This is a genomic window from Methyloceanibacter sp. (genome assembly GCF_035650995.1).
GTDB lineage: Bacteria > Pseudomonadota > Alphaproteobacteria > Rhizobiales > Methyloligellaceae > Methyloceanibacter.
The window spans coordinates 1-12,251 of record NZ_DASRGO010000065.1; the positions used below are offsets into that span (position 1 = coordinate 1).

The following is a 12,251-nucleotide window of genomic DNA, read 5'->3' on the forward strand; positions in this document are numbered from 1 at the left end:
CGCCGCGTTCGAGAGCATCGAGCGCTCGTTCAGGGCCGCAGAGCTCGGCACAGTCGCGGTCAATCGCAAGCTCATCGACATCGCGCGGGGGCATGTCGCCTCGGGCTTCGATCTCGCCAAGGAACTCGCCGGCGCGAAGAATCCGCTCGAGGCAGCGCGGCTGCAGATGGCCTATCTCGACGAGCGCATGAAGACGCTTGCCGCCGAGGCGGCCGAGCTTCGCACGCTCCAGGCCGAGCTGGTGAAGACCGCGAGCGCCCCGCTGCGGGAACACGTCATGCGCGGCTGAGGCGTTCGTCTCGCACCTCATGGTCGCTGAGCCTGCGCAAGGGGATGCGGCGCGGAGTTTCGGCTCGCGCCGCGCTTTGCCGCGCCGTGCGCTGTTGCGTAAAGACAACGATCTTCATTTTTGCGAATCGGCGCGAAAGCGAGGGAACACGCGCAGGCGATTCTGGATTATCCTCGCCACGTGGCTGGAGATTCGGGGGCCCTCGATGCGGACGTATCTCTTATTCCTGATTGCGGCTTCCGCTTGCGTCACCGCAAGCGTCGTAGTTGCGGAGCCCATTCCCTACAGCAAGGCGGTGCAGAAGTTCTGCGCGGCCGACTACAAGAAATTCTGCGGCGAGTATGGACTTGAGTCGGCGGCGCTGCGCTCCTGCATGGACCGCAACGGCGAAAGCCTGTCGCCGAGCTGCGTGAAGGCGCTTGTCTCCTCCGGCGAAGTGAGCCAGGCCGAAGTGGACCGCCGGAAAAAGCACTAGCCTTCGCCGCAAGAACCGCGCTTTCTCGTCGCGCCCGCCAAGTTGGGTGCGCTATGCTTTGCCTCAGGAACCAAGCTGGGGCCCGAGAGTCTATGCTCAGGACGCCGGCGTTTTAGGCGTCCCCGAGCATAGAAGCGCACGAAGGTCGGTCATATGCTTATTGTCGGAGGTGCGCTCGCGGTCACGGCGATCGGCGTCTTCTTCCTGTGGCGCCTGGTGGTGAAATGCCGCGCCCTGTGGCGCGAGCGGAAGTTGCGGCAACGCGCGGCGCACCAGGAGGTCGCAGAACGGGTCGCAGCCGAATAGCTTCGGCGGCCAGAGACTGGAACCCTGCGACACTTGCCGCTGTCATTCGGTCTTCCGCATGCAGAGCCACATGCCCACGTTGCTCGGCAGCGGCACAAGACGGCATAAGGACGAGCAAACAATGGCAAAACTCGACGCGGGCAAATCGGGCAGTTTCAAACTGGGCGGCGAGCTCAAGATCAACCGGCTTGGCTTCGGCGCCATGCGCCTCACCGGCCAGGGCATCTGGGGCGAGCCCGAGGACAGGCCCGAGGCGCTTCGCACACTCAAGCGCGTGCCCGAGCTCGGCATCGATTTCATCGACACCGCCGATTCCTATGGCCCGGACGTCTCCGAAGCACTGATCCACGAGGCGCTCTTTCCCTACAAGGGACTCGTGATCGCGACCAAGGCCGGCTTCAGGCGTCCGGGACCGGGGAAGTGGGAGCCGGACGGGCGCCCCGAGTGGCTGCGCGAGCGGGCGCTCTCGAGCTTGAAGCGGCTCGGGGTGAAGCGGATCGATCTCTGGCAATTGCACCGCATCGACCCCAAGGTCGCGCGCAAGGCGCAGTTCGACGCCGTCAAGTCGCTGATCGACGACGGCATCATCCGCTTTGCCGGACTATCGGAGGTTTCGATCGCCGACATCGAAGAGGCGTCGCAGGTCTTCCCGGTGGCGAGCGTGCAGAACCGCTACAATCTCGTCGATCGCGGCAGCGAGGAGGTGCTCGATTATTGCGAGGCGAACGGCATCGGCTTCATTCCGTGGTTTCCGCTTGCCGCCGGCGAATTGGCCAAGGACGGCACGATCCTCGATCGCATCGCCAAGAGGCACGGCGCCGCCCCGAGCCAGATCGCGCTCGCCTGGGTGCTGAAGCGGAGCCCGGTGATGCTGCCGATCCCCGGCACCTCGAAGGTGAAGCACCTCGAGGAGAACGTGGCGGCGGTGAATATCGAACTGAGCGAGGAGGAGTTTGCGCTGCTCGATCGCGAGGGCCGCGCCGCATCAAAAGCGGCGTAAGCCTTCGTCACTTCTCGACGGGGGCGACCTTCGTGCCGCTGAGATGGCCGTAGAGCGCGAGCGCGCGGTTGACGTAGGAGGCTTCGGGCAGGGCGAGCGACGAGGCAAGGCTTTCGCCCGCAAACGCTAGTCCGTAATAGCGGAACACGCCGGAGGTCTCGCGCTTCACGAAATGCACCGATTGCAGTTCGCCGGGATCGAACAGCGTCAGCATGAAGCTCCTCACCGGCGTCACGTTCTCGACCGCGACGGTGAAGCCGTCGGCTGAAAGGCCGCTCACCCTCATGCGATAGACGACTTCCTCGGAGGTGCGATTGTCCTGCTGGGCGAAATAGAGCTCCTTGCCGCTTTTCATTTCGGCGAGGGTGAAGTCGGCGCGCGAATGGCCGCCGTCGGGCGAGTCGAGCGCCGAGGCGCTCGTGATCAGCGTCTGCCAGCCGCCGTCGGTCACCGACCAGTAAAGCAAACCCTTGAGCGATGAGATGGCGCCGAAGCGCTTGAGAAGCTCGTCCGTCGTGCCGTCGAAGTGGAAGCTGCCGGCGAGCGCAACCAGCACGCCGTCGTCCTTGGCCTCCCAGCCGAGGCATGGGGCCGGCTTCCAGGCGGCGAGATCCTTGCCGCTCAGCACCTGGACCGCGGGGGCTTTGTCCACGGCGGGATAGTCGGGAACCGGCGCGGTCGCGCAGGGCGGCACCGGACCTTCCGCGGCGGAGGACGCCGCCGCCAGGGTTAAGAACAAGAGGATGGCGATAAGGACCCTCACGGGCAGAAGCCATAGCGAATTGCGCGTTGCGGCGAAAGCCCGGAACACTGCCCTCCCATGAATCAATTCGTAAACGCCTTCGGCCTAGTGTGCCGCCGGCAAGAACAGGCGAGGGCAACCATGCTGAGCGAGGAGCTTGTATTCGTCGCCACCTGCGACATCGGCGGGCTCGTGCGCGGCAAGGGCTTCCCCGCGAGCGAGATCAAACGGCGGCGCAAGACCGGCGTCGGGTGGACCCATTCGAACCTGATGCAGACCTGTTTCGGGCCGATCTTCGACACCCCGTTCGGCACAGGCGGGGACCTCATGATCGTGCCGGATTCAAGCGCCGAGGCGCGCGTCGATTTCGGCGAGGGCGGAGGCCGAGGCGCTCCGATTGAGCACTTCTTCCTCGGCGATATCCGCAACACCGACGGCAGTCCATGGGAGTGTTGTCCGCGTGAATTCGTGCGCCGGGCCATCGCGGCGCTTTCCACGGCGAGCGGGCTAATGCTCGTCTGCGCCTTCGAGCAGGAGTTCGTCTATACCGGCATCGAGGATCGTCCGGGTCATCCTTACAGCCTGAGCGCGTTCCGCCGCCAGGGTCCGTTCGGAGAGAGCCTGGTCGCGGCTCTGCGCGCTGCGGGCCTCGGGCCGGATTCCTTTCTCACTGAATATGGTCCGCGGCAATTCGAGTTTACCGTCGCGCCGGAGCCGGCGCTCAAGGCGGCCGACCAGGCCGTGATCGCGCGCGAGCTGGCGCGCTCGGTCGCCTTTCGTCTCGGACACCGCGCGATCTTTTCGCCCATGCCCTACGCCGACGGCACGGGCAACGGCGTGCATATCCATTTCAGCCTGCACGGGCCAGACGGCGAGCCCAAGACCTATGATCCCTCCGGTCCGCTCGGCTTGAGCGAGGTTGCGGCGCATTTCGCCGCCGGAGTGCTCGCGCATCTCCCGGCGATCGCCGCCATCACCGCGCCGTCGCCGGTCTCCTATTTGCGCCTTACGCCGAACCGCTGGGCGCCGACCAATGCCGACATCGTGAAGCAGGACCGGGGAGCCGCGCTCCGCGTCTGCCCCGTGTTCGCCGCGTCGCGGCGCAAGGACATCGCCCGCCAATTCAACCTCGAGTTCCGCGTGTGCGACGCCGCGGCCAGCCCCTATCTCGCGCTCGGTGCGCTGATCTTCGCCGGCGCCGACGGCATTGCGCGCAAACTGTCGCTGCCCCAAGCGGGCGCGCAAAGCGCGCCTCTGCCGCGATCGCTCGGTCAGGCGCTCGACAACATGGAGAAAAGCGAGACGGTGGCGAGCTGGTTCGGGCCAGTGTTCCGCGAAGCCTATCTCCGCCACAAGCGTTCCGAGGTCGAGCATGTCAGGGGGCTCGACGCCAAGGAGCTCTGTGCCCGCTACGCGGAGATCTATTGAGCCGCCAAGGCGAGCCTGATCACCTCGTCGGTCGAGATCATGCGGCAATAGCCCTTGAAGCATTCGAGTGCCGCCGCATGCCGCGCCTCGCTTTCCGCGGCGCACGCGTCGTGCACGCAGCTCATGAAGTAGCCGAGATCGGCGCCGTCCTTGACCGCATGATCGATACATTGGTCGGTCAGGAATCCGGCCACGAACACGTCTTCGATGCCGATGTTGCGCAGCAGGTAATCGAGATTGGTCGAGTTGAAGACGGAGGAGGAGGTCTTGGGCAGAACGATCTCGTCGCGCGCCGGCGCGATATCGGCGACGACTTTCGCCTCCCACGATCCCTTGGCGATCGAAATTCCGGACAGCTTGTAGTCGAGACTCCGGTCGCGGCCGTCATCGGTGAGATTTTCCATGACGGTGTAGATCACCTCGAGCCCCGCGCCGCGGAAGGCGGCGAGCAGGCGCCGGATATTGGGGATGACGTGCGCCGAGGCGATGGCATGAAACTGAGGGCGCTCCTTCGCTTGCTTGGGACCGAAGGTTCCGTTCTGCACGTCGATCACGAGCAGGGCCGCGCGCTTCTTCCTGATCGGGCGGTCGCGTGTGAGGCTCAAGCTTGCTGTCATCGCTCAAAAAGGCGGTTATGGTGCCGCCGGAATCGGTCAAACGGCGGCGTCACTCTAGCTGAGGAAAAGATCATGATTGAGGGTTTTTCGGTTTCGCGGGCGCTTCTTGTGCTCGCGGCCGGGACGATGGTGGCGGGGGCGCCGCGGCCGGTGACGGCGGAAGCGGGCGCCTGTCACGACCTCGTCGGCACCTATCTCACCAAAAATTTCGCCAAGGGCGAGAGCGGCGAGAATTTCACCAGCCGCAGCCTGATCGCGCTGTCCGGCAGCGGCCAAGCCTCGTTCACCGATTCCGGCGAAGGCGGCGAGAAGGGATTCGGGCCGTTCACCGACGGGCGCGGCTCCTGGCGCTGCATCGAGCCGAACAAGGTGCACGCGGTCACCTTGGATTTCACCACGCCGACGGCCGAGGCTCCCGAGGCCGAGATCGGCCGGCTCGATTTCGATCTCGCCTACGATGCCGCGTCCAAGACCATCAAGGGCACAGCAACGCTCAGTCTCGTCCCCCTCGGCAGCGATCCGCTCAAGCCCGGCCGGGAGAGCGGGCGCCAATTCGCGATCGCGGGCGAGCGCGTCGAGGCGCCATAAGAGGGTAGCGGCTGCTAAAGTCCGTCCTTGAATTTGATCGCGGCGTGCGAGCCATCGCAGAACGGCTTGTTCTTCGAGGCGCCGCAGCGGCAGAGCGTGATGCGGTTCCGGACCTCGTAGCGATAGCCGTCCTCGGCGATCACGGCCACGCCGCCTCGTACCCAGAGCGGTCCCGAGCAGTCCTCGACCGGGTCTTCGACGAGCCCGATCGATTGCGGAAGCTTGGGCTCGAACGGCTTGCCTGTCTCGTTGTCGAGAGCGACGAGGCGCCCCGATGGGCAGTCGCAGGTCTGCCGCACGAAGTCGTCGCGCGCCTTGGCCTTGTCGGTCTCAGAGACCAGGCGCCAGACTTGACCGTTGGGGTCGCAGAAGCGCGCGAAGGCGCATAAGCCCTCGGCGTCGGCCAGCGACAGGACCGGACCTTCGATCAGCTTCGCCTGCTCGGCGTATGGCTTGCGGCTTGCCGTCTCGGTGCCGTCGAAGCCGATCTTGGCGTGGGTGCCGTCGCAATACGGCTTGCGGCCGCTCTCGCCGCAGCGGCAGAGCGCCGGATTCTTCTTGGCGGGCAGGGGCTTGCCCCACTCCCAGCGCATCGATTCGCCTTCGGTATTGGCGCCGATGGTCGCCTTGGCGATGGGCAGCTCGCCTTCGACAAGGTAGGGACCGTCCTTGGTCACACGAATCTCGGACAAGATCGGCCTCCTTGATAAGAGAACGACGCGCGACCGCGATGCCATATCGCCCGGCCTCGTGCAATAATACGTGCATATGATGAAGTCTCAGACCGCACCCCGGCAAAGGAGGAATGAGGCCATGAAAACGACCTGGAAACCCTATACCGAGCACGGCAAGCTCACGACGCGCAGCAACCTGCCGGACAGCGTCTATGCCTTTCCCAAGCAGAAGAAGGAGCCGCTGACCGACGCGAACCATGTGCGCGACGCGCTGGCTCGTTTCGACCAGGTAGAGGGCGTGTCGGATGCCGAGCGCGACCTCGCCTTCGCCAATATCAAGGCGGCGGCAAAATATTACGGCGTCGATATGCGCGAGAAGAGCTGGAAGGAACTCGGCCGCCACTAGGGACGGGGCGTAGCGGAAGGGGGGAACGGCGATTGCGCGGTCTTGCACTCAGCCTGCTCTGCATGCTGCTCCCTTTCGCGGCCGAGGCGGCGGAGCCGTCACTGACCGTCTCTGTCGGCGGCGAGACGCGGAACTTCACGCGCCAAGAACTGCTTGCGCGGAGCGATGCCGCGACCATTCAGGTTCCCATGGACATCAGCTACCGGGCGCCCATGGCCTATCGCGCCGTTCCGGTGGCGGCCCTCCTTGCCGGCATGACCATTCCGCCCGACAGCGTGATCGAGGCGGTCGCGCTCGACGGCTTCGTCGCGCAGCTTCCGCTCGATCTCGTGCTCAACACTGACGAGAGCAAGGCGGTCGCCTGGCTCGCCGTCGAGGAGCCTGATCGGCCATGGCCCAAGCTTCCCGAGAAGGACGTGAGCGCGGGGCCCTTCTACATCGTGTGGACCGGGGCTGGGGCCGGAAGCATCCGCAGCGAGCAATGGCCGTTTCAAATGGCGACGCTCGAGAGCCAGCCGTCGCCCGCTTCGCGCTGGCCGGCGCTTGCCGTCGATCCGTCGCTGCCCGCGACGGACCCGATCCGCGCGGGACAGGCACTGTTCGTGGTGCAGTGCCTTACCTGCCACAAGCTGAACAAGGCGGGTGCCTCGGATGTCGGGCCCGATCTCAACCTGCCGCAGAATCCCACCGAATATCTATCGGCAAGAGGCTTGCACGATCTGATCCGCAATCCAAAGACAGTACGCACCTGGCCGGCGCAGGCCATGCCGCCCTTTCCGCCCGACTATCTCAGCGACCGCGAGATCGATCTCATCGCCGCCTATCTGAAGCACATGGCGGGGCGGAAGGCCGCGAACTGAACGCGCGGCACCATAGGTCGTGAACATGCCGTGGCCCCATCCGTGCTAGGCTTCGAGCCCGATGACGATCACGGTCCAAAGCGAAGACTCGCTCCTGACCGGACCGGCCTCCTTCGATAATGGGAGGCAAGGCCGCGCCGCAGGTCTTGCCGGCTCGGCGCTTTTGCATGGGCTTGCGCTCTCCTTGCTGTTTCTCGCCTTGCCGCCGGGAAGCTTCGGGTCGCAGCGCGACGTGCTCTCGATCCCGGTCGAGGTCTCGCTTGGAGAGGACGTGAGCCCCGCGAAGAGGGAGGCGGCGGCCGAGCTTCCTCAGCAGACCTCTCAGGCGGCGGCCTCGAGCAGCAGCGGCGCGAGCGGCGCGGGCCCCGCGGCACCGCTCGATCCGCTCGACGCCAAGCTCAAGGCACTGGCCGAGCTGCATCAACCCGACGCCGCAACGGCGAGCGAGGGCAGCGGCTCAGGCAAGACCAGCATGATCGCAGTCAACGAGGCTTCGCCCGGGGAGCTCGCTGCCGCCAAGGATCTGATCAGGGTCCAGGTGCTGCGACGATGGAACCTCGATCTGAAGAACTTGAGGGGCGGCGACATCTCGGTGCCGATCCGCGTGCTGGTGGGAAGCGACGGAGTGGTACTCAAGGCCGAACTGATCGATACGCCCCGCTCGGCCGATCCCGCCTATCGCGAGATCGCGCTCAGCGCCAAGAACGCGGTCTTGATGTCCTCGCCGTTCACGCTGCCGCCCGGCCGTTATCGCGGCGAGATGGATCTCGTGCTCGATCTCAATCCGAGGGACGCGCTCCATTGAGGGCGCACGGCGTGCCGATCAGGGCAGGTCGCGCGCGACGCGGAAGCCGGTGAGCGTCGAATAGTCGTACTCGCCTTCGCCGTTCACTCCGCCTCCGCTCCGCGCAGCGGAGCGCACGAACACCGGAAGGCTGATCCACGAGCCGCCGCGGATGACGTGCTTGCCGCAATTTGGCTCGACCCAAGCGCTGCCGTCGTCCGGCGCGCCGTCATAGGTCTGGTGCCAACAATCCTCGGTCCACTGCCACGCGTTGCCGAGCATGCCGTAAAGGCCGAAGCCGTTAGGCGCGAAGGCATCGACATCCGAGAACAGGCGCTTGTCCCACAGGCTGCCGCAGCCGTTGCAATTCGCCTTGTTGACGCCGATCTCGTCGCCCCACCAGCGCGCCGTGTCGGTGCCGGCACGCGCGGCGTATTCCCATTCAGCTTCGCTCGGCAGGCGGTAAGGGCCGTTCGCGCGCGCCGCGCTCGGCCGCGCCTCGCGGACCTTTGCGTTCAGCCACTCGATATAGCGCTTGGCGTCACGCCAATCGAGACAGACCGCGGGCCAGCGCGGCGCATCGGCATCATAGGGAGGAGACGCCTTGCCGTGGCCTGGCGAGCGCCAGCCCATGTCGAGCAGCGGATTGCAGGGAGCCGGCTGGTAGCCCGTGTCGCGCAGGAAGGCGAGGAACTCATCGCTCGTTACATCGTACTTGCCGAGCGCGAAGGCCTTGATCGTGACTTTATGCCGTGGCCCTTCGGTGTCGAAGCGTCCGTTCTCGCTCGGCGGACTCCCCATCACGAAGCTGCCGGCCGGGATGCCGACCATGACCGGACATTGGGCGCATTCCTTGAACTCGCGATCCCTGTGCTCTGCTGCGTGAGCGCTGGGGACCGGCTCGGCAATACCGATAGCGAGCAGAGCCAGGCAGGAGATTATGCGCCGTCTCCGCATTACGCCGCCGGCGCGTCAGTTGCCGTCCTTCGGGGCATCCGGGAAGGCATCGGGTGCGTCAAGCAGGATCTTCGACATGGTCCAGCGCGGCGGGATCGTCTTGACGACGTCGTCGATACGCCAGTGGCCCTCCTCGCGCACGAGGTCGAACAGCTGGTTGCACGGCTCGCCGAAATTCTTGAACGTGGCGCGGACTTGCGCCGTGTCATCGGACTTCGACACGAGGGCGATCTTGAGCTCGGTGAGCTTCCAGTCCTGGCCGTCGACGAACACGTCCCAATCGATCCTGCCGACCTCCCCTTCGGGCGTCTCCTTCTCATCCTTGTCGACCAGCGCCTGAAGCCGCTTGCTGTAGACGTGCGGCAGGCCCGGATTGTCGTTATCGGCAGTATAGGTCGCATAGATGGCCTTGATCAGCGACACCGGGTCGCTGTCGGGCACGGCCGCGCCGGCGGGCGCCGCGGCGATCCCAAGGCCGAGAGCGAGCAGGATGCAGAGACATCGAGGTAAGGCCACCCTTAGAAGTCCGTGCAGCCGATGCCGCTTGCGGCGGTCGGACAGTTCCCGTCGCGATGGCGGGGCGGCGGCGCGTCGGCGACCGCGGCGATCTTGCGCATCTTCTCGAGCTTCATGCGGCAATCGGTGTAGGCCGGCGTGCCGGGGGTCGTTCCGTAGCTGATGCACTTCTCGTTATCGGCCGCTTCGATCTTCGCGGTGTCGTCCGGGGAGGACGTGAGGCACCCCGTGAGCATCACCGATAGCGACGCCAAGACGAGAATAGCCGGCAGCTTCACGAAGATCCCCCTTGCGCCTGCGCTGAGGCGGCGATTTTACCCAAACAAATAAGCGGGCAATAGGGGCGTAGCGATGGCAAAATCCCTGGGGCGACACCGCCGATTTCCGGCTAGTTCGGCGGGGAATAGTCGCAATGCGCCCCGCCTGCCCGCCTTCTCCTTCACCTCGCTCGGATCGATCGCGCATTTGAGTCCGGATACCGCCTCGAAGATCGATCCCGCGGCGCCGTCCGGCGCCACGCCGATCTCGGCCAGCGTGGCATAAAGCTCATGCGCGCGGCGCCCTGACAGGGTGACCGATTTGGCGCCGAAGGCGAGCTCGCAGGAATGCGCAGCGATTTCGACATTGCTCGCGCGGCAGGTGAGCTTGTCGGCCGTCACCGCAATAGTCTGCCCGGCCGGATAAGCGGCATCGGTCTGTCCGTCGAGAAACTTCGCGAGGGTGGCCTTGTCGGCGGCGCCGAGCAGCGGCGAATTCTCCCCAACGAGGGCGGCGAGTGCGAGCGCACCGCTGCCGTCGGCGGTTTCGGCCAAGGCAGCACCGGCAAGACTCAAAGATGCCGCAACGAAGACAAATATGCCCAAATTCATTGCCGCATCTTCCGTGCTGTAATTCCGCGGGCGGTCACTTTGTCACAGCAGCGCTCGCGATGGCCAATGCGTTTTCCCGACGCTACCCCCGGAGGTAGTTCCATTCAAAAGGAGAAATGCCATGAGGAAACTCATCGCAGTCGCAGTCGCCGCGGGCCTCAGCCTTGCCTTCGCTGCGCCCGGCATTGCCGCCGACAAGACGCCAACGACCAAGGCCGCATGTGAGAAGGCCCACATGAAGTGGGACGCCTCGTCGAAGACCTGCTCGAAGATGTAGCGGGCGCGATGTGAGCGAGGGCGCCGGCTTATCGAACCGGCGTCCTTCGCGTTCCGCCTAACCGCGATTGGCCAGGCGCGCGATCATCGCCGGCGTGAGATAGAGGATCGACGTCCTCACCTGGCCGCCCTGGCGATAGCGGAAGGAAAGAATCGCCCCGCCGGGTTGCGCGCGCTTGATGGTCTGGAGAGCGAGGCTGAAGCGTGCGCCGGCGGGAACGATGCCCTCAGACCTTTGCCCCGCGACATCGAGCACGAGCGGAAGCTCGTCGTGGCCTCCGTCCGGCTTGAGGACCGCGCGCACGTCCTCGAAGGCGGACGCGGAAGCATTCATGCCGCCGATGACAAGTCCCGGGGATGCGTTCGCGGCCGCCTGTCCCTTCTCGTCGAGGAACCAAACCACGGGCGAGCCTTGCGTCGCTTTCACCGTTGGCGCCGGCGTCGGCGCAGGAACCGGCGGGGGCAAGCTCGGTGCCGTTGCCGCCTGAATGGAGGCTTGGGCCGGCGGGGCCGATGGCGGCTCCGACGCGCCGGTGGCGCCAGACTCGGGCGCGCCGCACCCGGCCTGTCCGTCCTCGCAAGGCGAAGGCGGCGCGCTTTCTACGGGGGGCGCCTCGGCGATTACGGGAGGAGTCGCCTCGGGAACGGGCGGCGCATTATGAGCGGCCGGGGCAGGGGGCGGGAGCTGTTCGATCAGTTTGGCGATGGTGTCGGCCGTCGGCTGGTCCACAACGAGCTGGATCTCGCCGGCCGTCCAAATGAGCCCGTTACGGATCGCGTCCGGCTCCTTGGCGATCGCCACAAACAGAAAGCCGGCGAGCGCCACCATCGACATCACCGTCGAGGCAAGCGAAATCCAGAAGCGCCGCCCGCTATAGGAGGCCACAAGGAGGAGAAAGAGGACGACGCCGGCAGCGAAGAGACCCAAAATCCTGTCCCCGCACGTGAGTCGCAATTATAGCTGGGCGACGGGACGACAAAACCGTGGCGCGAGCACGGCGAAAGCCCAAGGCGCCCCGCGGAAAATCGGCCTGTGTCCCTCGTCCCGATCCCACCAATAACGCTAAAGGCCAAGCTTTGGTGCCGAGACCGCACCGACCTGCGGTTCGCTGGGCAGCTTTTGGGTGCTTGCACGCATCGGGGTTTCGGACCGATCATAAGCGGCAAGCGACCACTCCGGGCCTGAGCGGAATTGCGATGGTCTTCTGTGCGAACCTTCTCGCTCGCGGCTGCTTCGGACCGCGTGACGCGCTTGGCAACGTCAGGCCTCATAGAGCGGTTCTCCTCGCGAACGATGTTTCTACCTTCTGCCTGTGCGTTTTGGTGACGGCTCTCACTCTCTGGCTGTGGATCTCAGCGCCAATTGCCGCCCAGGCCGAGCCACGGGCCAAGAGTTTTCCCGAACCGCAAATGAACGGTGCTCCGGTCGATTGGTGTCAATCGTGGGGAGCCAATTGCGGTCAG

18 protein-coding genes are annotated in these 12,251 nt (G+C 65.4%); 10 read left to right on the forward strand and 8 right to left on the reverse strand.

Going from position 1 to position 12,251, the window contains the following annotated elements; genetic code table 11:
- The 4 genes from VFB18_RS05505 to VFB18_RS05520 form a co-directional block, all read left to right on the forward strand.
- Window positions 1-289: phasin family protein (locus VFB18_RS05505; RefSeq protein ID WP_324971970.1), on the forward strand; the 289-nt coding region annotated here is incomplete at its 5' end.
- A gap of 205 nt (window positions 290-494) precedes the next feature.
- Window positions 495-764, forward strand: a complete 270-nt coding sequence (locus VFB18_RS05510; protein ID WP_324971972.1) for a hypothetical protein — start codon at window positions 495-497, stop codon at window positions 762-764.
- A 153-nt stretch (window positions 765-917) separates the two neighbouring features.
- Entirely contained in the window at window positions 918-1,070 is a 153-nt protein-coding gene (locus tag VFB18_RS05515; RefSeq protein WP_324971975.1) for a hypothetical protein, read from the forward strand.
- A gap of 121 nt (window positions 1,071-1,191) precedes the next feature.
- On the forward strand, window positions 1,192-2,070 hold the full coding sequence (locus tag VFB18_RS05520) for an aldo/keto reductase (RefSeq protein WP_324971978.1): 879 nt from the start codon (window positions 1,192-1,194) through the stop codon (window positions 2,068-2,070).
- Between the two features lie 7 nt (window positions 2,071-2,077).
- Here the strand turns inward: VFB18_RS05520 and VFB18_RS05525 are convergent, their stop codons facing one another.
- Window positions 2,078-2,833, reverse strand: a complete 756-nt coding sequence (locus VFB18_RS05525; RefSeq protein WP_324971981.1) for a DUF6675 family protein — start codon at window positions 2,831-2,833, stop codon at window positions 2,078-2,080.
- 57 nt (window positions 2,834-2,890) lie between these two features.
- On the opposite strand from VFB18_RS05525, the gene VFB18_RS05530 reads away from it, so the two are divergent.
- A complete protein-coding gene (locus VFB18_RS05530) occupies window positions 2,891-4,240 on the forward strand; it encodes a glutamine synthetase family protein (RefSeq protein WP_324971984.1) in 1,350 nt (449 codons plus the stop codon).
- Here VFB18_RS05530 and VFB18_RS05535 read toward each other — a convergent pair.
- Window positions 4,234-4,845 carry a cysteine hydrolase family protein gene (locus tag VFB18_RS05535; RefSeq protein ID WP_414675654.1) on the reverse strand — a complete coding sequence of 204 codons (612 nt, stop codon included), beginning with the start codon at window positions 4,843-4,845 and terminating at the stop codon, window positions 4,234-4,236. The two genes, VFB18_RS05530 and VFB18_RS05535, sit on opposite strands and share 7 nt — an antisense overlap.
- Before the next feature lie 84 nt (window positions 4,846-4,929).
- Between VFB18_RS05535 and VFB18_RS05540 the strand changes: the two genes are divergently transcribed.
- Complete coding sequence (locus VFB18_RS05540; RefSeq protein WP_324971989.1) at window positions 4,930-5,445, forward strand: hypothetical protein; 516 nt, start codon at window positions 4,930-4,932, stop codon at window positions 5,443-5,445.
- 14 nt (window positions 5,446-5,459) lie between these two features.
- Here VFB18_RS05540 and VFB18_RS05545 read toward each other — a convergent pair whose 3' ends face one another.
- Window positions 5,460-6,137 carry a CDGSH iron-sulfur domain-containing protein gene (locus tag VFB18_RS05545; protein WP_324971991.1) on the reverse strand — a complete coding sequence of 226 codons (678 nt, stop codon included), beginning with the start codon at window positions 6,135-6,137 and terminating at the stop codon, window positions 5,460-5,462.
- Between the two features lie 121 nt (window positions 6,138-6,258).
- Between VFB18_RS05545 and VFB18_RS05550 the strand changes: the two genes are divergently transcribed.
- The 3 genes from VFB18_RS05550 to VFB18_RS05560 all read left to right on the forward strand — a co-directional run bounded on the left by VFB18_RS05550 (window position 6,259) and on the right by VFB18_RS05560 (window position 8,190).
- On the forward strand, window positions 6,259-6,525 hold the full coding sequence (locus tag VFB18_RS05550) for a DUF6582 domain-containing protein (RefSeq protein ID WP_324971993.1): 267 nt from the start codon (window positions 6,259-6,261) through the stop codon (window positions 6,523-6,525).
- A gap of 32 nt (window positions 6,526-6,557) precedes the next feature.
- On the forward strand, window positions 6,558-7,385 hold the full coding sequence (locus VFB18_RS05555; RefSeq protein ID WP_324971995.1) for a c-type cytochrome: 828 nt from the start codon (window positions 6,558-6,560) through the stop codon (window positions 7,383-7,385).
- Between the two features lie 61 nt (window positions 7,386-7,446).
- Complete coding sequence (locus tag VFB18_RS05560; protein ID WP_324971998.1) at window positions 7,447-8,190, forward strand: hypothetical protein; 744 nt, start codon at window positions 7,447-7,449, stop codon at window positions 8,188-8,190.
- 18 nt (window positions 8,191-8,208) lie between these two features.
- Here VFB18_RS05560 and VFB18_RS05565 read toward each other — a convergent pair whose 3' ends face one another.
- The 4 genes from VFB18_RS05565 to VFB18_RS05580 all read right to left on the reverse strand — a co-directional run bounded on the left by VFB18_RS05565 (window position 8,209) and on the right by VFB18_RS05580 (window position 10,511).
- Window positions 8,209-9,000: a formylglycine-generating enzyme family protein gene (locus tag VFB18_RS05565; protein WP_324972001.1), complete on the reverse strand. Its 792-nt coding sequence runs from the start codon at window positions 8,998-9,000 to the stop codon at window positions 8,209-8,211.
- A 141-nt stretch (window positions 9,001-9,141) separates the two neighbouring features.
- Complete coding sequence (locus VFB18_RS05570; RefSeq protein ID WP_324972003.1) at window positions 9,142-9,642, reverse strand: DUF3828 domain-containing protein; 501 nt, start codon at window positions 9,640-9,642, stop codon at window positions 9,142-9,144.
- A 2-nt stretch (window positions 9,643-9,644) separates the two neighbouring features.
- Window positions 9,645-9,920: a hypothetical protein gene (locus VFB18_RS05575; RefSeq protein ID WP_324972005.1), complete on the reverse strand. Its 276-nt coding sequence runs from the start codon at window positions 9,918-9,920 to the stop codon at window positions 9,645-9,647.
- Window positions 9,921-9,956: 36 nt separating this feature from the next.
- Window positions 9,957-10,511, reverse strand: a complete 555-nt coding sequence (locus VFB18_RS05580) for a hypothetical protein (RefSeq protein WP_324972007.1) — start codon at window positions 10,509-10,511, stop codon at window positions 9,957-9,959.
- Window positions 10,512-10,632: 121 nt separating this feature from the next.
- Between VFB18_RS05580 and VFB18_RS05585 the strand changes: the two genes are divergently transcribed.
- Window positions 10,633-10,788, forward strand: coding sequence for a hypothetical protein (locus VFB18_RS05585; RefSeq protein WP_324972010.1), 156 nt, complete (start codon window positions 10,633-10,635; stop codon window positions 10,786-10,788).
- 57 nt (window positions 10,789-10,845) lie between these two features.
- Here the strand turns inward: VFB18_RS05585 and VFB18_RS05590 are convergent, their stop codons facing one another.
- Window positions 10,846-11,715: a hypothetical protein gene (locus tag VFB18_RS05590; protein WP_324972013.1), complete on the reverse strand. Its 870-nt coding sequence runs from the start codon at window positions 11,713-11,715 to the stop codon at window positions 10,846-10,848.
- Window positions 11,716-12,251: the final 536 nt, after the last annotated feature.

What these genes read in the sequence shown, in the direction of transcription:
- VFB18_RS05585 (WP_324972010.1), top strand. Translation starts at nt 10,633, where the DNA reads ATGAGGAAACTCATCGCAGTCGCAGTCGCCGCGGGCCTCAGCCTTGCC.
- VFB18_RS05510 (WP_324971972.1), top strand. Translation starts at nt 495, where the DNA reads ATGCGGACGTATCTCTTATTCCTGATTGCGGCTTCCGCTTGCGTCACC.
- VFB18_RS05540 (WP_324971989.1), top strand. Translation starts at nt 4,930, where the DNA reads ATGATTGAGGGTTTTTCGGTTTCGCGGGCGCTTCTTGTGCTCGCGGCC.
- VFB18_RS05515 (WP_324971975.1), top strand. Translation starts at nt 918, where the DNA reads ATGCTTATTGTCGGAGGTGCGCTCGCGGTCACGGCGATCGGCGTCTTC.
- VFB18_RS05560 (WP_324971998.1), top strand. Translation starts at nt 7,447, where the DNA reads ATGACGATCACGGTCCAAAGCGAAGACTCGCTCCTGACCGGACCGGCC.
- VFB18_RS05550 (WP_324971993.1), top strand. Translation starts at nt 6,259, where the DNA reads ATGAAAACGACCTGGAAACCCTATACCGAGCACGGCAAGCTCACGACG.
- VFB18_RS05580 (WP_324972007.1), bottom strand. Translation starts at nt 10,511, where the DNA reads ATGAATTTGGGCATATTTGTCTTCGTTGCGGCATCTTTGAGTCTTGCC.
- VFB18_RS05565 (WP_324972001.1), bottom strand. Translation starts at nt 9,000, where the DNA reads ATGGTCGGCATCCCGGCCGGCAGCTTCGTGATGGGGAGTCCGCCGAGC.
- VFB18_RS05520 (WP_324971978.1), top strand. Translation starts at nt 1,192, where the DNA reads ATGGCAAAACTCGACGCGGGCAAATCGGGCAGTTTCAAACTGGGCGGC.
- VFB18_RS05530 (WP_324971984.1), top strand. Translation starts at nt 2,891, where the DNA reads ATGAATCAATTCGTAAACGCCTTCGGCCTAGTGTGCCGCCGGCAAGAA.